The following is a 22064-nucleotide window of genomic DNA, read 5'->3' as shown; positions in this document are numbered from 1 at the left end:
ATGGATTTATTTTACTGTATTAGGTGTAGCAATTTCTGTGTCGGTTTCTTTAAAACTGAGACTAATTAGTAATGAAATTGCGAATGCAATAATACCCGGTAATAACCAACCTAGGCCATACTCAGACAGTGGAATGTAACTAAATAGTTGTAATAAATCTCCATTTAGCCATTTTAACTGTTTTAATGTGTCAAGTAGGCTCATTAAAACAATGACACAGATTGTAAAGCGGTAAGTAAAACGCGGTGATTTTAGTTTATGGCGAACAAATTGTAGTAAGACTAGTGTCACCGATGTTGGATAAATCATTAATAATGCAGGAATAGTGACACGTAATAAGGTATCAAGACCAAAAGTAGAGACTAACGTCGTTAACAGTGTAAATACTACAACCCAGAAGCGATAGCCTAAACGATGATGGAATGTCGCAAAGTAGTCTGCCGCAGCACTAGTAACCCCGACTAAGGTTGTCATACTGGCTAATAAAACAATCCCGCCCATCAACCAAGTACCGACAGAGCCAAATAAAGCGTCTACGTAACGTGAGAAGATTTGGCCACCGTTAGTGGCATTTAGTGCTGGATCAGCAAAAACAGATACCGCGTGACTTGTGGCACCTAAATAGAATAAACATAAATAAAGGGCGGCTAAGAGTAAAACCGAAATCATCCCCGCTTTTATGGTGATAAAACCAATTTGTTTAGGATTGGTGATCCCTTTGGTATATAACGCACGAGCGACGATCCCGCCAAAAGCCATAGCAGATAGCACATCCATGGTTTGATAACCGTCAATAATACCGGAGAAGAAGCCATTTACCGCATAAAGGCCGGTAGGCTCTTCAATAGGGGAAAGCGGTTTAGCCACCACAGCAATACCAACGACAACCAGGAGTATTAAGAGCGCTGGGGTCATGAATTTACCGATGGCACTGATCATCGTACCTTGTTTAAGCATAAAGAACATACTTAATAGGTTAAATATTAATGCGAAAGTCAGATGGGTCGTAGTATTTTTTTCAATAAGACCAAGAGGTAAAAATCCCATCTCATAGGCGGTGTTCGTGACCCGAGGCATTGCAAAGGTAGAACCGACAATCAGGTAAAGTGCAATCCAAAATAACACCGCAAACCATGATGGCAAGTCGATAGAAAGGCGTTCACCACGTCCACGAATAGCTACGGTGACTAAGGTTAAAAAAGGGAGTAAGACACCCGTAACCAAAAATCCTAATGACGTACTAAACCATTGGTTTCCAGATTGGAAACCTGCCATTGGAGGGAAAATAATATTACCAGCGCCAAGGAAAAGAGCAAAAACCATCATTCCAAGGACTAGCATGTCTTTTGTTGAAAGCATAACTAATACTACCTGTCTGAGAGAGAATATATTAATAATTTATACTTGTTATTCTATATTTAGCCTAATTACTAGGTAATTATCTTGTAAAAATAGTGTTTGAATAACGAAAAGAGAATTGATAGTAACAAATTCTGACAGAGATGTAAGAAGAAATAGGTGTTTAATCCTGATCCAGCAGGAAAAGAAGCATAATAAATGGCTATAAAGCAGGGGGACAAGCAGTGTGATCCTCTAGCTAGGATCACAATTGCTATATAATTTTGTAGACATTAGTGATAAAACACAAAAAATATCGTGTTTAAATAAATTTATTGATAGCGACAGCAACACCGTGTTCTTTATTAGATAATGTAATAAATTTCGCCACTTTTTTGATCTCTTCAGGGGCGTTTCCCATCGCAACACCCAATCCTGCATACTGTAACATCGCTAAATCATTATCTTGATCGCCAATACACATTATTTTCTCTGGAGTGATTTTTAAATGTTCTGCTATTTTTTGTACCGCGTTTCCTTTATTGACATCGGTATTTAATATCTCAATAAAATAAGGAGCGCTACGTAATATGCTGTATTGTTGATAGATATTAGCAGGTAAATATTGCATCGCGTTATCTAATACCGTAGGTGTACCAACGATCATAAATTTACTAAAGCGCATATCTCTTTGCATTTCGCTTAAGGGGCGATAATAGAGAGGTGTCCACGTTAAGAATGCTTCACGACAAGTAAAATGGCTAATATGGCGATTGGTGGTATAAATTTTATTATCACTTAAAACATGAAAGTGAACACCTATCTCACGGGAGAGATCTTCAAAATAGAGGTAATCTTCAAAATTGAGCAAGTCTTCGGTGATAATTTCACCATTTTCTGCTTGGTGAATTTGGCTACCATTATTGCTAATGCAAAAGTTATCAGATGTATCAAGATTCAGTGCTTTTAAATAGGGAGAGATGCCGTTAAAAGATCGCCCAGATGCAAGAACAATATGCACTCCAGAATTTTTAGCATGTTGGATCGCTTGATGTACTTCAGGTGTGATCTCATGTTGTTCGTTTAGTAACGTTCCATCTAAATCAATAACGATAAGCTTAATACTCATTATCATCCCCATATTAAAGTAAAGCAGTTAATGGTTGGTAAGGGCGAGGCATTATCATCACATAACTGGGGCTTTATTTATGTGACACGAAAGAGAATATCTCTATGCCACATAAAAGTCAGTCTAATCACAACAAAGTGATTGCAAATGTAAGGGCTGTTTTGTCTCTAACTCGATATTTTGATTTTGCCTAAAGTCAAATGGAGTGATGCCATACTCTTTACGAAACATATAAGTAAAGTGTGATTGCGAGCCAAAGCCGAAATCTAATGCAATATCAAATATTGAGCGGTCACTGGTGCGTAAAAGATGGATAGCCCCCGCTAAACGGCGTTGGCGAATATACTTTCCTAAAGAGGTGCCCGTGACTTCTTTAAAAATTTTCTGCATATGCCAAAGGGAATAGCCGGAGTAAGCCGCTAGCTCTTCAAGGTGTATTACGCGACCTAAATGCTCCTCAATCCATTTACTTAGCGCGCAAACTAATGCGAGATGATTATCTTGTGGCATTACAGTTCCATTCTATCGATGAAGTTAAGGTAAAAAACAAAATTAACTCCTTAATATTATACAAAAAGTGGCAAACAGAGAAATCCATATTAGTTGATTGCTGTTTCTATGTGTTGGCAAAATGTGTAATTAAAATAAAAATGCCTATTTTGCGTACAATTAAGAAAAAATAGTGCCAATTATCTGTTTTCTGTCGAGGAAGCATTTAACTTTCTTTATGAAAACTATGCTAAATTTAATCTTAGAGATAACTTATTGCGAATTTTATAACAACAGTGATAGGCGTTGTTATCGTATTAAAGCGAATGCCTATTTTGTAATAAGTACTATAAACAAAATGTATTTAAAGGATTTTAATTTGAACGCAAAGAAAATAATTATTAGCTTAATAATTATATTAGCTATCAGCTTGGGGTTGTACCTTGTGGCGTTAGATAATTTTTGCGATCAAGGCGAAGATTTTCAGCAAGGTATCTGTCGCTTTACCATCTTATTTCCCTCTAAGCAGCCGTAAAAAACCCGCTTTCTATGCTTTTTCCCCTCTATCACAAAATGTATTTGTTATTCAAGTCAGATTAGTGTTTTAATGGTGGCTTGAAATAAACAAAATCGTAAACATTGATTTACACTTTTACCTGATAGATGAAGAAAAGAGGATGTATGGCGAAAGAGTCGCAACAAGCAGAATTAAAGCGCGGTCTTAAAAATCGACATATCCAGCTGATTGCGCTGGGTGGGGCTGTCGGCGCTGGTCTGTTTCTTGGTATCGCGCAAACCATTAATATGACTGGGCCATCAGTTATATTAGGCTATGCGATTGGTGGTTTTATTGCGTTTATGATCATGCGCCAACTTGGTGAAATGGTTGCCGAAGAGCCGGTTGCGGGTTCATTTAGTCACTTTGCCAATAAGTATTGGGGGCCATTTGCTGGCTTTTTATCAGGTTGGAACTACTGGGTTATGTTTATTCTTGTCGGTATGGCTGAATTAACCGCCGCAGGAAAATATATTAATTATTGGTTACCTGATATTCCGGTGTGGGTTTCGGTAGCGGTGTTTTTTGTTGCTATTAATTTAATTAACCTAATTAATGTCAGAATGTATGGTGAAACCGAGTTTTGGTTTGCCATTATAAAAGTTTTGGCGATCGTTGGTATGATTTTATTTGGTAGCTATTTATTGGTCAGTGGTAATGGTGGTCCGCAAGCTTCTGTGAGCAATTTATGGGAGCTAGGTTTCTTCCCTCATGGCTTTACTGGGTTTATGTCTGCATTAGCTATTGTAATGTTCTCATTTGGGGGGCTTGAGCTGGTGGGGATCACCGCCGCAGAAGCAGAAAATCCTAAAGTAAGTATTCCCAAAGCAACTAACCAAGTTGTTTATCGTATTTTGATTTTCTATATTGGTTCATTGATTGTACTGCTTTCTCTTTATCCTTGGACCCAAGTGGTGAAAGGAGAAAGTCCTTTCGTACTTATTTTCCATAATTTAGATAATTTTGTTGTTGCCCATATTTTAAATGCAGTGGTTTTAACCGCGGCATTATCTGTCTATAACAGTGGCGTTTATTCTAATAGCCGGATGCTGTACGGTTTAGCCAAACAAGGCAATGCACCGCATTCATTATCTAAGGTTAATAAACGTGGTGTACCTGTTATTTCTTTGGGGTTATCTGCGATAGCCACATCACTCGGGATTTTGGTTAACTATTTACTCCCTGATCAAGCTTTAGAGCTATTAATGGCATTAGTGGTAACAACATTAGTGCTTAACTGGATCATGATCTGTTTAGCAAACTTAAAATTCCGAGCAGCTAAAATTAAAGAGGGTGTAGAGCCTTCATTTAAAGCACTTTGGTATCCTTATGGTAACTATCTGTGTTTAGCCTTTTTATGTATGATTTTGGTCATTATTCTAATGATGCCAAAAATTAATATTTCCGTTATTTTGATGCCATTTTGGGTAGGCTTGCTCTGGATAGGTTTTAAGATCTCAAGAACTAAAAAATCGCTGACAACCACACAAGCAAGGCAAGATAGTTAAATTATCTTGGCTAAGTTAGCCTAAGCGAAAGATAAGAAAAACGCGATATTAAAAAAGTGACTCTAAAAAGGGTCACTTTATTTTTTTATTAGGGCAATCGATCACTGCCAACGTAACCAAGCAAATAAAACATTACCGTTATTATAGGTTCCTGGTACATAAGTCGCCTGTAATGATAAGTGTCCATAACCGACTGACACTAGCGGTAGAGGTAATGGCATCGGAATATAGTTATACTCATGACGAGCAGTCACACTTAAAGTAAAGCCCGCCCCCATGCGAAAACCCTCTCTATCTCCACCGGGATACCACATTTTTTCAAAACCATAGCCCATAATAGGTTGTACACGATTATTGGAATCCATAAAGGCCATAGCATATAAGCCATGCCAATCACCCTCATTATCATAACGATATTTACCCATACCAAATCCCCAAGGCGTTTCGTTATAACGATTGGTTTTTTCTTTATCGTAAGTAAAACGGTTATGCCAAGTCCATACCGGTAAATAGTAGTTATATTGGTCATTATCCCAAGTTTGGGTAAGATTACGTTTAAATTTTCCCCAATAGCTTTCCTCATTTTTTTCTGAGAAAGTGTTCTCTGCTGGCTGAGGTTTTTTTGTCGTAATAGTCTGAGGTGTGTTTTGCGTATTTTCAGAAGCAAAAGCAGGTGCTGTTAACGTAACTGAAAACAGTGTAGCTGCTAATAGGCTAGAGTGAAAATAGGTAGATGACATATATAACTCCGAATACGGTATTGCGGTGGTTCTGGTAATGTTAAAAAAATTTGTGTCATAGTGTTATTTAATTAGTGAAATATTCAGATAAGAGCTATCCGAAATTGAACTATTTTAATAACATTATATTTAATTTCAAATGGTTACAAAGAGATGCATCTCAGTTGCTCCCATTTAAAAGATAATTATTTATAGTATTAGTTAATATAATTGAGGATTTATTAAGCTTAATAATGATACATAATTTATTAGATTTTAGAATAAAACAAACTAAGCAAGATAATAACGATTAAATATTATCTAAAAAACATTATAACATAATATAACGATTACATATCCATCGGTTTTTTTATCGCATATTGAAATATTAATATAACGTTAATAATGAATAGTGTTTGTTATATGGGCAAAATTGCAAAGGAGCAGGATAATAGAGTAATTAATAATGACAGTTAAATAAAAAAAGCAAAAAACGAAGATGTGTTTATAAAGTGTTTAAGTTTTATGGCTGCTGGATAAAGTGATCACTTCACTATAGCACCCCTAAAGAAGGGGTAAATCTGTGAGTTGTGAGTAACGAGGGGAAAACCCACAGATTTTAAGAAAAAATCGTTTAATTATTGAGATAACGGTTCTTTACTAATAACTAATAGTCGATGAGTATGAATATCGCGATCTTTTTCCCAGCAAAAATCTTCCCATTTTTCATAAAGTTCATCAGTGTTATTTAGTTTAATAAGAGGCCGCTCTTCTTCTGTTCCATCAGAAATATAAATGTATAAATTGGCTTTAAAAGCCCAGTCAATCATTGTCTCCCAGAATCGTTTACCAGCACTCGTTTGTTCTTCATCAGAGACAACGATATTATAATTTTCGAGTAAATAATTAAAAAATGCCCTAGGAATAGCTCGGGTCACAGTACTATGTTCTGCAGCAACCGTGCGCCAAACTTTGACTTGTGTACATATAGTTTTGGTATAAAAATATAAATCATCGAGCCTGCCTCTATTATAGATAAGCTAGATTAATTTATCTTCTAAAATAGAAAAGTTAACTTAAAGCACGTTAAGTGAGCTGATAAAGGTTGTCACTATCAAACTAGCTTCTTTATCTTCTGCATGCGATACTCTTGTGGCTTATATCATATAAGCTTTGGCTCGGGGCGCCTATTGGCTGAGATGAACCCGTATAACCTGATCTGGATAATGCCAGCGTAGGGAAGTCAAGGTCACTGTGCTGATTAACAGAGCCCGACTTTTCTGTAACTGGTAAAGGAGGAGTTAATCAGTGAGATATAACGCATTGTCTATCGCCGGCACCGATCCGAGTGGTGGGGCGGGGATACAGGCTGATCTGAAAACATTTTCCGCACTGGGTGTATATGGCACAACAGTCATGACTGCACTGGTAGCGCAAAATACCTGTGGTGTACACTCTGTCTATGATTTATCCCCTGATTTTGTCGCAGCACAATTAGATGCGGTACTTTCTGATGTCAGAATAGATAGCGCTAAAATTGGTATGCTTTCTAATGCCAGTATTATTGATGTCGTTTGCGATAAACTGCAGCAATATCCCATTCCTTTTATCGTACTTGATACTGTTATGCTTGCCAAAAGCGGCGATCCACTGTTACAACCTAATGCTATCGATAAAATGTTCACTCAGTTATTACCCCGCGTTGATTTGATCACGCCAAATCTGCCTGAGGCGGCAGCACTATTAGGTTGTGATATCGCGACAGATGAAACAACTATGAAACAACAAGGTGAGGCATTACTTTATCAAGGTTGTCAGGCGGTATTGATGAAAGGGGGCCATTTAAGCGAGAAAGAAAGTCCTGATTGGTTATTGACCCAAGATGGGCAATGGCGATTTACTTCACCGCGCATCAATACAAAAAATACTCACGGTACGGGATGCACACTTTCAGCCGCTTTAGCTGCTATTCGTCCTCAAGTTTCTGATTGGCAAAGTTGTGTTGAACAAGCAAAAGCCTATTTACAGCAAGCGTTAGAACAGGCAGACAGTTTAGAGGTGGGACAAGGTTTCGGCCCTGTACATCATTTTCATCGCTGGTGGTGATATCAAAAAGCCCCTATTAAAGGGGCTTCAATGCGTAATTTAATCGTAAAAATTAAGCAATAGTCACAGATTTATCTAAATAGACATCTTGTACGGCATTAATTAGAGCAACACCGTCTTTCATGGATTTCTTAAAGGCTTTACGACCTAAGATAAGCCCCATGCCCCCAGCACGTTTATTAATGACTGCAGTACGTACTGCATCAGCAAGATCATTATTACCCGATGCTCCACCTGAGTTAATTAATCCTGCACGTCCCATATAGCAGTTAGCTAATTGGTAACGCACTAAATCAATGGGGTTTTCGCTCGTCAGTTTAGTGTAAACACGCTCATCAGTATGACCAAAACCAATCGCTTTAAAGCCACCGTTATTTTCAGCCATTTTCTGTTTAACAATATCGGCACCAATGGTTGATGCTAAATGGTTGGCTTGACCTGTTAAATCAGCACTTGCATGGTAATCAACCCCATCTTTCTTAAAGGCTGGATTACGTAAATATGCCCATAATACGGTAACCATGCCTAATTCATGGGCACGTTCAAATGCCATCGAGATCTCTTCGATTTGGCGGCGGCTTTCTGGAGAACCAAAATAGATAGTCGCACCTACAGCAACAGCCCCCATTTCAAAGGCTTGTTCAACACTGGCATACAGCGTTTGGTCGTATTGAGTTGGATAGCTTAATGTTTCGTTATGATTAAGTTTTACCAAAAATGGGATTTTGTGTGCATAACGACGAGAAACAGAAGCCAGAACACCATAGGTGGAAGCAACACAGTTACATCCGGCTTCAATGGCAAGCTCAACAATATTTTTGGGATCAAAATAGAGTGGGTTCGCGGCAAATGAGGCAGCGGCAGAGTGTTCAACACCCTGATCGACAGGTAAAATAGAAAGATAACCCGTTCCTGCTAAACGACCATGGTTAAACAGGGTTTGCATAGAACGCAATACGGTATTAGGGCGATTGTTATCAATCATCACACGATCAACAAAGTCAGAACCTGGCAGGTAGAGATTTTCGCTTGGGATGGTTTGGCAGCGATGTTCCAATAATGAGTTAGCATCAGCACCTAACAAACTTACTATATCAGTCATTACTTACTCCAGTTCACGATGAGATGATAGTGATTGTCATTTATCTACATTAAGATAACAAGTCACATTGGGGCGGTAACCGGCAGTGGATCGCTTCAGGTAGTACAATAAATTCAAATTTATCCCCTAAAAGGGGTTCACCATCTAAATTAAATACCATTTCATGAGCCGCACTAATAGTGACCCAATCACTTTCTCGCTCAATAATTTTGTCATTTTTCTTACGATCGAACAGACTGGTTAATAGAGAAGGAAGCAATTCACGGGCTTCAACAAGGGTAATATTGAGTTTATTGTCATTAATCAGTGCTTCGGGGCAAAGTTGTTGTCCACCTCCCGCTTGGCGTCCATTACCAATACCGATAATTAAAGCTTCACCTTTCCAATGAAAATTTTCAGCTTCAACGGTGCATTGATCCGCTTTTAAGGTATCAATACGCAATAAACCATTAATAAAATAAGCAGCACCACCTAAGGCGGATTTTAGTGCTTCAGGGGTTTCAGTGGTGATCTTGGTGCCAAAGCCACCTGAGGCCATATTGATAAAGTAATGTGTTTTGTTCACATTAATAATATCGACAGGAACGGCGCGACCTTTAATCGCTAAACTGAGCGCTTTGTCCATCTCTAATGGGATTTGTGCACTGGTGGCAAAATCATTTGCAGTCCCTAAAGGGATAATGCCTAACGCGGGGGGCGAAGAGGGGGCTAAACGAACCAGCTCAGAGGCGACATTGTTGATCGTACCATCACCCCCTGCGGCGATAATGGTTTGCGCTTGAATATGTAGTGCTTCTTGCACAAAGCGTTGAATATCACTTGATTCCCATGTCACTCTGACTTGGATATCATTACCTTCCTTGCGTTGTTGATAAACCGCTTGTCGCAGAGCCTCATTGCCTGAGTTTTTTCCATTGATAATCAGCAAACTGATTTGGCCCATCAATATGACTCCTTAATTAATATGACTTATTTAAAGATAATGGATATTAGGCGAATTACCATTTTTTTTACAAAGTATCACCAAAGCCAAAAGCAATTTACGTTACTCAAAAAATAATAATAAAAATAGCGGGGGATAAAAAAAGAAAAGGCAAATCCAAGGGAGATTGGATTTGCCAAGGAGGTGGTTCCTAGTCTTACTGTATTCATTCTAGTTCTTTATTTTTCGAAATAGATAATACGGCAAATGAATAGGTATTGATGTGATCTATCTTTGAAATTGACCACATCAAATCAGATAATGATGATTTACTTCACTTCTACCGCATCAATTTTATGAGGTTGACGGGTTGTCGTTCCTGGCAGATTACGAATAAGCAGTGCAAAGTTTAAATCAACATCGTCAGGAACTGGTAAATAAACCACATGGCCGTTACCCGGAGCAACATCTGTCGGCTGTTGTTTTTTATTAAATAACGCATCTAAAGTGAATTGAATATTTCCTGTTGGTGTCATTAGCTCTAAGCTATCACCTAAGATAAATTTATTTTTAACATCCACTTCAGCTAAACCGTTAACACGTTTACCTGTAAATTCCCCTACAAATTGTTGTGTATCCGATACAGAATAGCCGTATTCATAGGTTTGGTAGGCATCATGGGTATGGCGACGTAAAAAACCTTCGGTATAACCGCGGTGTGCCAAACCTTCTAGCGTTGTCAGCAGTGTTGGATCGAAAGGCTTACCTGCAACAGCATCATCAATAGCACGGCGATACATCTGTGCTGTGCGTGCGCAATAATAGAAAGATTTAGTACGACCTTCAATTTTCAGTGAATGTACACCCATCTTAGTTAACTGCTCAACGTGTTCGATAGCGCGCAGATCTTTTGAGTTCATAATATAAGTACCGTGTTCATCTTCGAACGCCGTCATATATTCACCCGGACGTTTAGCTTCTTCAATTAAGAACACTTTATCAGTGGGGGCACCTACACCTAACGTTGGCTCAACATTTTTTACCGGGATAGGTTGGTACTTCTCGACGATATTCCCCACTTCATCTTCTTTGCCTTCTTCAACTTTGTATTCCCAACGGCAGGCATTTGTGCATGTACCTTGGTTTGGATCACGTTTATTGATATAGCCTGATAATAAGCAACGACCCGAATAAGCCATACACAAGGCCCCGTGAACGAAGACTTCAAGCTCCATATCAGGGACTTGTTTACGAATTTCTGCAATTTCGTCAATAGATAGCTCACGAGAAAGAATAACGCGAGTTAAGCCCATTTGACGCCAGAATTTTACGGTAGCCCAGTTAACGGCGTTAGCTTGTACTGAAAGGTGGATATCCATATCAGGGAAAGCTTCACGCACCATCATGATCAAACCCGGATCAGACATAATCAGCGCATCAGGCCCCATATCAATAACTGGTTTTAAGTCACGGATAAAGGTTTTTAATTTTGCATTATGGGGGGCGATGTTAACCACAACATAGAAGCGTTTACCTAATTCATGCGCTTCTTGTATTCCTTTAGCAAGATTTTCGTGATTAAACTCATTATTACGTACGCGTAAACTATAGCGAGGCTGACCTGCATAGACCGCGTCTGCGCCATAAGCGAATGCATAGCGCATATTTTTTAATGAGCCGGCAGGAGAGAGCAATTCGGGTGTAAACATGATTAATTTCCTGGTTCTGATTTCAAGTCAGTCCCCTACACAAAAGGTAAGGGTATATCATAAAGGGGAGGATTCTAGCGCTTAACTGTAGCGAGGTTCAATGTATTCCTGAAAAAATATCATCGAAAACGATAGGCTGCGGTTTCCCAACGATAGCCTTGTCCATAAATTGAACGAATAAATTCAATTTGATCGTTAAGTTGCTCAAGTTTGCGCCGTAAGTTTTTTATATGGCTATCAATAGTACGGTCGGTTACGATGCGATAATCATCATACAGATGATCCATTAACTGGTCACGGCTTAACACTTTGCCCGGTTGTGTAGCTAATGCTTTAATAAGACGAAATTCAGCGGTAGTTAAATCAAGAATTTTATTATGATATTGAATTTGGTAAGCCTGCTCATCAATAATAACTAAGGCGCTATTTTGCACAATATCCTGTGGCCGATAATAGCGACGCAATAATGTTTTTACACGGGCAACCACTTCCCGAGGGCTATAAGGTTTGCAAATATAGTCATCAGCACCAATTTCCAACCCTAATAGTCGGTCTACTTCTTCTGTTTTTGCGGTGACCATAATAATAGGAATATCGGAGAACTGACGTAACTCTTTGCATAGGGTAATGCCATCTTTACCCGGTAGCATCAGATCAAGCAGGACTAAATCGTAATGAGATTGTTTGATATGTTGTATAACCTCAGTACCATCTGCCAGCCACTGCGTTTGATAATCAGATGCTTGAAGATAATCAATAAGTAATTGTGCCAATTTCGGCTCATCTTCAACGATTAAAATTGAATATGTAGATGTGGTCGTGGTCATTGTCTATATGGCTCAATAGTTATCAATTAGGACAATAATATTCAGTATAATCAATAGAGCAAAATTTAATTATCTTCAGAATAGACAGGTAATACGATAAGTATTTTTACTCCACCGATAGCGGATGGCATAGCCGTGATTTTACCATTATGAGCTTCGACAATATTTTCGCAAATCGCAAGCCCCAAACCAGAGCCGCCGCTGGAACGATTACGAGAGCTTTCGGCCCGATAAAAACGTTGGAATACCGCTTCATATTGTGCTTTATCTAGCCCCGGGGCACTATCTTCCCACACAATCAACACATTATTATGTTCTCTTTTGCTACTAATATGCAATTGACCACCAGAATTGGTATAACGAACACTGTTTTCTAATAGATTATGAAAAAGTTGGATCAACCTATCTGGATCAGCTTGAACAATCAGTTTGACGTTATCATCTAAATCAGTCTGTAAAGCAATCTCTTTGGCTTGATAAATATGCCGATAAGAGGCGACAGCTAACAAAATAATTTCATTAATATCAATAAAATCCTTACGATAGGTCAAAGAGCCTCTATCAGATAATGATAGCTGATGTAGATCGTTTACCAGTTTAGTTAAATTTGTTACTTCAAAGAGTAATGAATTTAAGGTTTCTGCTGTTGGCTTTCTTACACCATCTTGTAACGCTTCAAGCTCTCCTTTTAAGATAGCCAATGGCGTACGTAACTCATGGGAGATATCTGCCATATAATCACGGCGAATTTGCTCATTTTTTTCCAGTGTACTGGCAAGTTGATTAAAATCCGTTGCTAGCTGGCTGATTTCATCTTTATTGGTTGGGGTCACGCGAACAGCAAAATCGCCAGCGGCTAATTTATGGGTTGCCTCCACTAATCGCTTTACTGGGCGGATCATGCTGCGTGACAGTATTAACGTAATTAATAGCGCAAAAAGCACCGTTAAGCCGGCAATGATCCAACTGGTTCGTAACTGTTGCTTATCAAAGCTAATATCTGCTTCGTTGCTGATTTTGTCCGCTGCACTGACAATCACCCAGCCGACAATTTCATCATGATAAGTAATAGGTTTTTTAAAGGTTTCTGCGGGAAATTGATTATCATGGCCAAATAAGCGTTTCATCTGTTTATCGACGATCCAAAACTGAGTACGCCATCCTCGGGGGGCAGGGCCTTCACCACTTTGACTTATTTGGTCAATGGTTCGTAGTATCTGATAAATAGAGCGATCATCTCGATTGAGAAAACGCCAATCTCCGGTTAATTGATATTGATCGCTTAACGCTTCGGCTAACAAGGTTGCCCGCTGTTCACTGTTCTTCTTGATATAGCCAATAAACCCCTGCTGGAAGCTACTACGAATACCGATATGCATAGCAAATACCACTATCATGCAAGTCGCGAAGATCACCAAAAATAGCTTACTTCTTAGTTTCATGCATTTGCCTCTTTTTTGTTATGGCGTCGCTGTTGCCAACGTTGGCGAACACCATCAAAAAACAGATAGATAATCGGAGTGGTATACAGGGTTAATAATTGGCTCATAAGCAAGCCACCCACAATGGTAATGCCTAATGGCTGCCTTAATTCCGCACCATCACCACTACTTAGCATCAGAGGTAAAGCGCCAAAGAGCGCGGCTAAGGTAGTCATAATAATAGGGCGGAAACGCAATAAACTGGCTTGAATAATCGCTTCTTGAGCGGATAGTTTTCCTTCTCGTTGAGCCGTAATCGCAAAATCCACCATAATAATGGCATTTTTCTTCACAATACCAATTAACAACATAATGCCAATAAGAGCAATTAAGCTAAAGGGGGTATCAAACAAGCGCAGTGCTAATAATGCGCCAACACCGGCAGAAGGCAATGTGGATAAAATAGTCAATGGATGAATATAGCTCTCATAAAGCACACCAAGGACAATATAGACGGTGACAATAGCCGCTAAGATCAAGATAAGCTGTGACTTAATGGTTTCTTGAAAAATTTGCGCTGTACCCGCAAAGGTGCCTCGTACCGTGTTAGGTACACCTAACTCTGTCATGGTTCGCTCAATGGCGTTAATGGCATCAGATAAGGTATAGCCCTCTGGCACATTAAAAGCGATGGTAGAGGCGGCAGACAACCCTTGGTGATTAACACTTAAAGGTGCATTAGCGGGATACCAACTGGCAAATGCAGATAATGGAATACGTTCACCTTGTGTATTCATCACATACATTTTATCCAGTGCAGAAACATCTTGCGTATATTGTTCAGACACTTCCATCACGACTTTATACTGATTTAGCGGGGCATAAATGGTAGAGATCTGCCGCTGCCCAAAGGCGTTATTCAATAAATTATTGGCATCACTGACATTAATGCCTAATTGCGACATAGTATCGCGATCATAAGTGAGTGCCATTTCGGCACCTTTATCTTCTTTATCTGAGTTGACATCAACCAGCTCAGGTAATTCGCCTAACGCTTTACGTATTAATGGCTCCCATTTACGTAATTCACTTAAATCATCAGCGAGTAAAGTAAACTGATAACTGGCATTGGCTTGGCGTCCTCCAGCACGTACATCTTGTACAGGCATTAAAAATAGTGTTGCACCGGGTTCATTAGCCAGTTTGATACGAAGGCGATTGATCACTTGATTTGCACTATCTGTGCGCTCTGAGAGCGGATTAAGTGAAATAAACATAAATCCGCTATTAATACGTCCTCCTCCCGTAAATCCCGTGACGCTATCAACATCCTTATCCGCATTAATCTCCTGCATAAAACGGGTCATTTTTTCTTTCATCGATTGGAATGAAATACTTTGGTCTGCACGTACAAACCCCATTAAACGACCGGTATCTTGATCTGGAAAAAAGGTTTTCGGCGCACTGATATATAAATAAGCATTCAGTCCTAAGGTGGTAATAAAAATAGCCATGATCCAGCGTTTATGCCGTAATGCCGCTTGTAGTGTGACACTGTAACCTTGTTGTAAGCGAAAAATTAACTTACCAAATCCGCGTAAATGTGACTGTGCTTTGGGTTTTATGCCTTTTAATAAATGGGCACACATCATTGGGGTTAATGTTAAGGAGACAAATAAAGAGATCCCAATTGCGGTGGTTAAGGTAATGGCAAATTCTTTAAAAAGTCGTCCGACAAGGCCATCCATCAACAAGAGAGGAATAAATACCGCCACCAATGAAATACTCATTGAAAGTACTGTAAAGCCCACTTCGCTAACCCCTTTTAGGGCGGCTTGTTTAGGTTTTAAGCCATTTTCGATATGGCGAGAGATATTTTCGAGTACGACAATCGCATCATCCACGACAAAGCCGGTTGCAACCGTTAATGCCATTAATGATAGATTGTTTAAGCTAAAGCCACATAAATACATGGCTGAAAAAGTACCAATTAATGAAACGGGTACGGCAACAGCGGGGATCAAGGTAGCACGCCCTGAACGTAGAAATAAGAATACCACTAAAATAACCAGTGCCACGGCGATCGCTAATGCGCGTTCAACTTCTGCTAACGAGGCACGAATAGTGGGAGTTCTATCTTGAGCTACCTTTAAATTGACACTGGCAGGGAGTAGCTCACGTAATTCGGGGAGTTCATCACGAATGCGGTTGACAGTTTCGATGATATTGGCGCCTGCTTCACGGCGAATAACCAGTAAAATAGCCGGTTCACCACCACTCATTCCTGCCGCCCGTGCGTTTTGTACAGAGTCTGTCACTTGGGCAACATCACTTAAACGCACGATAGCATCTTGATTATAATGCACAATAATTGGGCGATAATCTTGAGCTTTGCTTAACTCATCGTTAGTTTGTATCTGCCAACGATTTTCATCATTATGAATAAAGCCTTGTGGTCTTCTGACATTGGATTGACTAATGGCTTTGCGTACATCATCAAGACTGACATTTTGATTAAATAGCGCATCAGGATTGAGTGCAACACGCACAGCCGGCAGTGAACCCCCCCCTACGGAAACTTCACTCACTCCTTCAATTTGCGAGATTTTTTGTGCCAAGCGTGTTGATGCGAGATCATAAAGCTCACCAGTATTTTGTGTTTCAGAGGTCAGCGTTAAGATCATAATCGGTGCATCAGAAGGATTTGATTTGTAATAACGTGGGCGACTTGGCATACCTGAAGGTAATAGGCTTTGTGAGGCATTTAACGCAGCCTGTACATCTCTAGCTGCGGTATTAATATCTTTATTTAAGTCAAAAACTAATGTGATACTGGTACTACCTAAAGCACTGCTTGACGTCATCTCATCAATCCCCGCAATACGCCCTAAGGAGCGTTCAAGGGGAGTGGCAACAGAAGAAGCCATCGTTTCAGGTGATGCCCCTGGTAATGAGGCATAAATATTAATGACCGGATAATCAACTTGTGGCAGTGGTGCGACAGGCAACAACATAAAACCTAACGCACCACAAAGAGAAATGGCTAGGCTAAGTAGTGTGGTAGCAACAGGGCGTTGAATAAATAGAGCAAACAGCTTCATGACATCGCTCCATTATCATGTTCAACGCGTTTATGGCGATTAAGGTAAAGTGATAACTTATCAAACAGCAAATAGATAACCGGGGTGGTAAATAAGGTGAGTATTTGACTCATAATTAAGCCTCCCACCATGCATACACCTAATGGTTGGCGTAATTCAGCCCCTACGCCAGTGCTTAGCATTAAAGGCAATGCACCTAATAACGCAGCCATAGTGGTCATTAAAATAGGGCGAAAACGTAGCAGACAAGCTTGATAAATTGCTTCGTAAGGAGATAGTCCTTGTTCTCTTTCAGCGGCCAGTGCGAAATCGATCATCATGATGGCATTTTTCTTAACAATACCAATCAACAAAATGATGCCAATAATCGCAATAATATCTAGCTCATTACCGGCTGCCATCAGTGCCAATAATGCACCGACACCTGCAGTAGGTAGGGTAGATAAAATAGTAATTGGGTGAATAAAACTTTCGTATAACACGCCTAATACAATATACATAGCAACGATGGCCGCAATGATAAGCCACAGCGTGCTGGAAAGGGCGCTTTCAAAAGCTAATGTAGCCCCTTGAAACTGTGTCGTAATATCTTTTGGCATCGCAATTTGCTCTTCTGCTTGCTTAACGGCATTAACAGCGGCTTCAAGAGATGCGTCTTTAGCGACATTAAATGAGAATGTGGTAGCAGGAAATTGCTCTTGGTGATTGATAGATAAAGGCGCGAGACGTTGCTCCACAGAGGCAATAGATAAGAGTGGCACCATAGCACCCTCTTTGCCGGTTAAATGAACTGCAGAAAGTGCCTGTAGTCCTTCACTATTGTGCATATTTTGTTCTAAGACAACACGATACTGATTTGCTTGGGTGTAAATCGTTGAAATAAGTCGCTGTCCAAAGGCATTATACAGCGCATTATCAATGGCACTCATTGAGATCCCTAAGCGACTGGCTGAATCTCTATCTACATTGATATAGGCCATCATCCCATCAGCTTGCCAATCACTGCTGATGTCGGTAAGTTCCGGACTCTCTTGTAGTGCCTGTGATAATTTAGGCACCCAATAGGCAAGCTCATCGAGCGAGGTTGCTTGCAAGGTAAATTGATATTGAGTACGGGAAACTTGTGTATCAATAGTTAAGTCTTGTGTGGGTTGTAAATAGAGTGTAATACCTGCAATAGAGGCGACTCGTGCTTGTAAACGAGGAATAATTTCATCAATGCGTGAATCACGTTGATCGAGGGGTTTTAAGGTAATTTGCAAGCGACCTGTATTGAGGGTGGCATTACTGCCATCGATACCCACAAAACTCGCAATATTCTCAACGGCCGGATCGTCAATCAGTTTCTCAACCACTTGTTGTTGTTTTTCAACCATCGCTTGATAAGAGATGGATTGTGAGGTTTCTATTGTACCTTGTAGTAACCCATTATCTTGTAAAGGGAAAAAGCCTTTAGGGATAAATAGATAGAGCAAAACTGTTAGTGCTAATGTACTGAGGGCAACACCTAATGTTATCCATTGATGATTTAATACACGTTTTAACCAAACCGCATACACGGCGATCATCTTTTCAAAAAAGCGCTCACAAGCCATTTCAAAACGATTGTGCTTAATTTGACTTTCTGGTTTAAGTAAGCGCGCGCACATCATTGGCGTTAAGGTTAAAGAGACTACCGCGGAAATTAAAATCGCCACGGCTAAGGTAATGGCAAACTCTCTAAATAAACGACCAACAATATCTCCCATAAATAACAGAGGGATCAGTACGGCAATTAAAGAAAATGTCAGTGAGATAATAGTAAAGCCGATTTCTCCCGCCCCTTTTAAGGCTGCGGTTAACGGCTTATCTCCTCGCTCTAGATAACGGGAGATATTTTCTATCACCACAATGGCGTCATCAACCACAAAGCCTGTCGCAATGGTAAGTGCCATTAAGGTGAGGTTATTGACAGAAAAACCGCAAAAATACATCACCGCAAAAGTACCCACTAAGGAGAGGGGGACGGCAATGCTAGGAATAAGAGTGGCAACACCATTACGTAAAAATAGATAGATAACCATGACCACAAGTGCAATCGCCAAGCCCAGTTCAAACTGGACATCTTTCACTGATGCCCGAATGGTCGTGGTTCTATCGGTTAAGATCTCAACATTTACCGACTTAGGCAAATTAGACACTAAATCCGGTAATAAATTACGAATATTATCTGTTGTTTCAATAACATTAACACCCGGTTGGCGTTGCACATTGATAATAATGGCTTGTTGATTATTGGCCCAAGCACCAAGCTGGTTATTTTCTGGGGCTTGTTCAATGGTGGCAATATCGGCAAGGCGGATGGGGGCGCCATTTTTATAGCTAACAATCAGTTTGCGATAATCATCTAATGATTTCATTTGATCGTTGGCGGATAACGTTACCGAGCGAGTGGGGCCATCAAGGCTACCTTTGGCAGAGTTAACATTGGCATTATTAATAGCCACGCGGATTGTTTCACTATCTAACCCATAAGAGGCGGCTGCTTGGGCATTCAATTTTACGCGCACAGCAGGGCGTTGTCCGCCGGCTAAAGAGACTAAACCAACGCCGTTAACTTGCGATATTTTCTGCGATATTCGCGTTTCTACCATATCCTGTAGCTGTGTCATCGGCAATACAGAACTGGTGACGGCTAAGGTTAGCACTGGCGGATCAGCCGGATTTACTTTGCTGTAAATGGGCGGATAAGGTAAATCAGTAGGTAATAAGTTAGTTGCTGCATTAATGGCCGCTTGTACTTCTTGCTCTGCGACATCTAACGGTAATGTGAGTTGGAACATCAATGTAATGACTGATGCCCCACCTGAACTTTGTGAGGACATCTGTTTTAAGCCTGACATCTGTCCAAATTGACGCTCTAACGGTGCTGTTACCGCAGAGGTCATCACCTCGGGGTTTGCCCCAGGATAGAGTGTGACGACTTGAATGGTCGGATAATCAACTTCAGGTAATGCAGACACTGGCAGCATACGATAACCGACAATTCCTGCTAATAAAATCGCGACCATAAACAGCGTTGTTGCCACTGGACGTAAAATAAATAAACGAGATGGCCCACCACCTGTAGCGGGGATTTTTTCGCTCATTATGCTTTCTCCGCAACAACGGGATCTGTGGTTTTAGCTTTAGGTGCCAGCGGTGTTACAATCTCGACTTTGGCACCTTGCGTTAATCTATCCACACCATCGGTGACAACACGTTGATTAGCGGATAACCCTGAGGCAATGACAACTTTATCTGCATTTTGTGATGCAACCTCAACAGCGAGTTTGCTGACTTTGTTTTCCTCATCAACAACCCAAACAAAGTGTCCTTCATTTCCCATTTGTAATGCTGCATTGGGGATCACTACCGCTTTTTCTAATGTAGTGACATATAAACGAATATTGACAAATTGATTGGGAAATAGCGTACTTTCTTGTTGAGGAAAACGGGCTTTTAATTTGATAGTCCCTGTAGTGGCATCAATTTGATTATCAACACTAAATAGAGTCCCTTGTGCTAATTCAATTTTATTATTTCTGTCTAATGCAATAACAGGTAATGTAGGGCTATTTTTACGGGCTAAGATAACCTGTGAAAGATCTTGCTCTGGTAATGAAAAGAGTACATCAACAGGATCCATCTGGTTAATAACGACAATTGGCGTAGATGAGCCACCAGAAATATAGTTACCGACATCAACCTGCTTTAATCCCACCCGTCCTGAAATAGGGGCCGTTATTTTGCTATAGGTTAATTGTAATTGTGCATTATTAATTGCTGCTTTATCGATACTAATACTGGCTTCAGACTGTTTGACTAAAGCCGCTTGGTTGTCTAATTCTTGTTGTGAAACCAAATGGGTCTTTGCCAGTTTTTGGTAGCGAGCTAAATCAAGGCGCGCATTTGCCAGTGTGGCCTGATCTTTTGCCAATTGCCCTTTAGCTTGCGCTAATTGCACTTCAAAAGGGCGTGGGTCGATCTCTGCTAACAAATCGCCTTGATTCACTTGTTGGCCTTCGGTGAAATGTAACGCCATTAATTGCCCTTCCACACGGCTTGTCACGGTCACACTATTGACGGCTTTCACTGTGCCTAAAGCGGTTAAAAATTGCGGCACATCTTCTTGTGTAGATGTCGCCACTTGTACAGGTGGCATCGGTGGTCGTCTTGAGCCAGCTGTACTTCTATTTGGTGTATTCGCAGTAGGGGTATCTTTACTCACAGGAGGTGCGCTGTTGTTTGAAGAGTGTTGCCAATAGGCGATAGCGCCAGCGATAACAATAAGCAGGGTGATAATAAGAGAAAATCTTTTTTTGGTCTTTTTGTTGTTATTCATTGCGTTGGTGATCCTACTGACAACTCGCTAATTGAGAAAAAATGAAATGACACAATCAATTATGACATTCTACCTATTTCTTTAGGGGTAAAAATGGAGGAAATATGAAAATTGAGTCAAGGAATGTGTTTATTGATTATATTCTAATCAGTTGTTGTCACTTAGCAATAATATGCTGGAGTTATCTCTTTTTTATAAAGAGAAAAACGATTTCTAGCTAGCTATCTCGGCGCACTTTATTTTTATCCAAAGCACCGTAAAACTCCGTCCTTCAGGTCGGGGATATAAGGCGCGGTTTTTTAACTAACTCGGTGTTTCCTGTTGCTCAATGTACTGGCGGATAATAGATATTGGTGCGCCACCACAACTCCGCGCGAAATAACTCGGCGATCAAAGAACCCCCTTGTAGTAATCACGTTGGGCAATATCAGGACGATCACGTCGAAGTAATCGACTCGATACCCCTTTAAGGCTGTTAACCAGATTAGATATCGCCAGTTTTGGCAGGTAATTAATCAGTAAATGAACGTGACCCCGTTCCCCATCCATTTCAACCAGTTCAACATCAAAATCAGCACAAACACTGGCAAAGTAGCCTCGCAATTTTTCAATTGCATCCTGATCAAATATTTTTCGCCGGTATTTTGTGACAAAGACCAAATGGACGTGCATCAGGAATACACAATGTCTGCCACGGCGAATATTAGTTTTATTTTTCATAGACCAAAGTATAATAGGTAATATGAAACGTCTACAAGCCTTTAAATTCCAGTT

General features: G+C 40.2%; 16 protein-coding genes, 1 pseudogene and 1 riboswitch. Of the genes and pseudogenes, 3 read left to right on the top strand and 14 right to left on the bottom strand.

Annotated elements, in window-relative coordinates:
• Positions 1–6: 6 nt before the first annotated feature.
• The 3 genes from brnQ to AACQ49_RS01050 form a co-directional block, all read right to left on the bottom strand.
• Positions 7–1359: a branched-chain amino acid transport system II carrier protein gene (gene brnQ, locus AACQ49_RS01060; RefSeq protein ID WP_004243464.1), complete on the bottom strand. Its 1353-nt coding sequence runs from the start codon at positions 1357–1359 to the stop codon at positions 7–9.
• Positions 1360–1660: 301 nt separating this feature from the next.
• Complete coding sequence (gene yidA, locus AACQ49_RS01055; protein ID WP_004248301.1) at positions 1661–2467, bottom strand: sugar-phosphatase; 807 nt, start codon at positions 2465–2467, stop codon at positions 1661–1663.
• 123 nt (positions 2468–2590) lie between these two features.
• Entirely contained in the window at positions 2591–2977 is a 387-nt protein-coding gene (locus tag AACQ49_RS01050; RefSeq protein ID WP_004243460.1) for a helix-turn-helix domain-containing protein, read from the bottom strand.
• Positions 2978–3194: 217 nt separating this feature from the next.
• Between AACQ49_RS01050 and mgrB the strand changes: the two genes are divergently transcribed.
• Together mgrB and AACQ49_RS01040 are read left to right on the top strand one after the other, a co-directional pair.
• The gene (gene mgrB / locus AACQ49_RS01045) at positions 3195–3491 is read left to right on the top strand and encodes a PhoP/PhoQ regulator MgrB (protein ID WP_004243459.1); all 297 of its coding nucleotides are present in this window, start codon (positions 3195–3197) and stop codon (positions 3489–3491) included.
• A gap of 146 nt (positions 3492–3637) precedes the next feature.
• Complete coding sequence (locus tag AACQ49_RS01040; RefSeq protein WP_004248300.1) at positions 3638–5020, top strand: amino acid permease; 1383 nt, start codon at positions 3638–3640, stop codon at positions 5018–5020.
• A gap of 101 nt (positions 5021–5121) precedes the next feature.
• Here AACQ49_RS01040 and pagP read toward each other — a convergent pair whose 3' ends face one another.
• Together pagP and AACQ49_RS01030 are read right to left on the bottom strand one after the other, a co-directional pair.
• The gene (gene pagP, locus AACQ49_RS01035; RefSeq protein WP_004243456.1) at positions 5122–5760 is read right to left on the bottom strand and encodes a lipid IV(A) palmitoyltransferase PagP; all 639 of its coding nucleotides are present in this window, start codon (positions 5758–5760) and stop codon (positions 5122–5124) included.
• A 617-nt stretch (positions 5761–6377) separates the two neighbouring features.
• Positions 6378–6677, bottom strand: a complete 300-nt coding sequence (locus AACQ49_RS01030) for a hypothetical protein (protein WP_230458748.1) — start codon at positions 6675–6677, stop codon at positions 6378–6380.
• Positions 6678–6908: 231 nt separating this feature from the next.
• A riboswitch (TPP riboswitch) is annotated at positions 6909–6997 on the top strand.
• Positions 6998–7047: 50 nt separating this feature from the next.
• Between AACQ49_RS01030 and thiD the strand changes: the two genes are divergently transcribed.
• On the top strand, positions 7048–7845 hold the full coding sequence (gene thiD / locus AACQ49_RS01025) for a bifunctional hydroxymethylpyrimidine kinase/phosphomethylpyrimidine kinase (RefSeq protein WP_161778841.1): 798 nt from the start codon (positions 7048–7050) through the stop codon (positions 7843–7845).
• Between the two features lie 52 nt (positions 7846–7897).
• On the opposite strand, the gene fbaB is transcribed toward thiD, so the two are convergent.
• From fbaB to tnpA, 9 genes and pseudogenes are all read right to left on the bottom strand, one after another.
• A complete protein-coding gene (gene fbaB, locus AACQ49_RS01020) occupies positions 7898–8947 on the bottom strand; it encodes a class I fructose-bisphosphate aldolase (RefSeq protein WP_004243453.1) in 1050 nt (349 codons plus the stop codon).
• Between the two features lie 49 nt (positions 8948–8996).
• Positions 8997–9890 (bottom strand): lipid kinase YegS, encoded by an 894-nt coding sequence (gene yegS, locus AACQ49_RS01015; RefSeq protein WP_004243451.1) that lies wholly within the window; start codon positions 9888–9890, stop codon positions 8997–8999.
• Positions 9891–10198: 308 nt separating this feature from the next.
• On the bottom strand, positions 10199–11578 hold the full coding sequence (gene trhP / locus AACQ49_RS01010; RefSeq protein WP_004243450.1) for a prephenate-dependent tRNA uridine(34) hydroxylase TrhP: 1380 nt from the start codon (positions 11576–11578) through the stop codon (positions 10199–10201).
• 119 nt (positions 11579–11697) lie between these two features.
• A complete protein-coding gene (baeR, locus tag AACQ49_RS01005) occupies positions 11698–12405 on the bottom strand; it encodes a two-component system response regulator BaeR (RefSeq protein WP_004243449.1) in 708 nt (235 codons plus the stop codon).
• Between the two features lie 65 nt (positions 12406–12470).
• The gene (gene baeS / locus AACQ49_RS01000; protein ID WP_004243448.1) at positions 12471–13847 is read right to left on the bottom strand and encodes a two-component system sensor histidine kinase BaeS; all 1377 of its coding nucleotides are present in this window, start codon (positions 13845–13847) and stop codon (positions 12471–12473) included.
• A complete protein-coding gene (gene mdtC / locus AACQ49_RS00995) occupies positions 13844–16927 on the bottom strand; it encodes a multidrug efflux RND transporter permease subunit MdtC (RefSeq protein WP_004243447.1) in 3084 nt (1027 codons plus the stop codon). The genes baeS and mdtC overlap by 4 nt, the downstream gene beginning before the upstream one ends.
• Complete coding sequence (locus AACQ49_RS00990) at positions 16924–20055, bottom strand: MdtB/MuxB family multidrug efflux RND transporter permease subunit (protein ID WP_049236499.1); 3132 nt, start codon at positions 20053–20055, stop codon at positions 16924–16926. Before AACQ49_RS00990 ends, mdtC begins: the two co-directional genes overlap by 4 nt.
• On the bottom strand, positions 20055–21290 hold the full coding sequence (locus AACQ49_RS00985) for an MdtA/MuxA family multidrug efflux RND transporter periplasmic adaptor subunit (RefSeq protein WP_161778840.1): 1236 nt from the start codon (positions 21288–21290) through the stop codon (positions 20055–20057). The genes AACQ49_RS00990 and AACQ49_RS00985 overlap by 1 nt, the downstream gene beginning before the upstream one ends.
• Before the next feature lie 303 nt (positions 21291–21593).
• Positions 21594–22010 (bottom strand): annotated as a pseudogene (gene tnpA, locus AACQ49_RS00980) (IS200/IS605 family transposase).
• Positions 22011–22064: the final 54 nt, after the last annotated feature.

The organism is Proteus sp. G2675 (assembly GCF_963886535.1).
Lineage (GTDB): Bacteria > Pseudomonadota > Gammaproteobacteria > Enterobacterales > Enterobacteriaceae > Proteus > Proteus mirabilis.
The sequence above is the reverse complement of the archived record's forward strand: the minus strand, read 5'-3'. Positions and strand labels throughout refer to the sequence as shown.

Excerpts from the sequence above, each read along its gene's own strand:
- brnQ (WP_004243464.1), bottom strand. The coding sequence starts at position 1,359 with ATGCTTTCAACAAAAGACATGCTAGTCCTTGGAATGATGGTTTTTGCT.
- yidA (WP_004248301.1), bottom strand. The coding sequence starts at position 2,467 with ATGAGTATTAAGCTTATCGTTATTGATTTAGATGGAACGTTACTAAAC.
- AACQ49_RS01050 (WP_004243460.1), bottom strand. The coding sequence starts at position 2,977 with ATGCCACAAGATAATCATCTCGCATTAGTTTGCGCGCTAAGTAAATGG.
- mgrB (WP_004243459.1), top strand. The coding sequence starts at position 3,195 with ATGAAAACTATGCTAAATTTAATCTTAGAGATAACTTATTGCGAATTT.
- AACQ49_RS01040 (WP_004248300.1), top strand. The coding sequence starts at position 3,638 with ATGGCGAAAGAGTCGCAACAAGCAGAATTAAAGCGCGGTCTTAAAAAT.
- pagP (WP_004243456.1), bottom strand. The coding sequence starts at position 5,760 with ATGTCATCTACCTATTTTCACTCTAGCCTATTAGCAGCTACACTGTTT.
- fbaB (WP_004243453.1), bottom strand. The coding sequence starts at position 8,947 with ATGACTGATATAGTAAGTTTGTTAGGTGCTGATGCTAACTCATTATTG.
- yegS (WP_004243451.1), bottom strand. The coding sequence starts at position 9,890 with ATGGGCCAAATCAGTTTGCTGATTATCAATGGAAAAAACTCAGGCAAT.
- trhP (WP_004243450.1), bottom strand. The coding sequence starts at position 11,578 with ATGTTTACACCCGAATTGCTCTCTCCTGCCGGCTCATTAAAAAATATG.
- baeR (WP_004243449.1), bottom strand. The coding sequence starts at position 12,405 with ATGACCACGACCACATCTACATATTCAATTTTAATCGTTGAAGATGAG.
- baeS (WP_004243448.1), bottom strand. The coding sequence starts at position 13,847 with ATGAAACTAAGAAGTAAGCTATTTTTGGTGATCTTCGCGACTTGCATG.
- mdtC (WP_004243447.1), bottom strand. The coding sequence starts at position 16,927 with ATGAAGCTGTTTGCTCTATTTATTCAACGCCCTGTTGCTACCACACTA.
- AACQ49_RS00990 (WP_049236499.1), bottom strand. The coding sequence starts at position 20,055 with ATGAGCGAAAAAATCCCCGCTACAGGTGGTGGGCCATCTCGTTTATTT.
- AACQ49_RS00985 (WP_161778840.1), bottom strand. The coding sequence starts at position 21,290 with ATGAATAACAACAAAAAGACCAAAAAAAGATTTTCTCTTATTATCACC.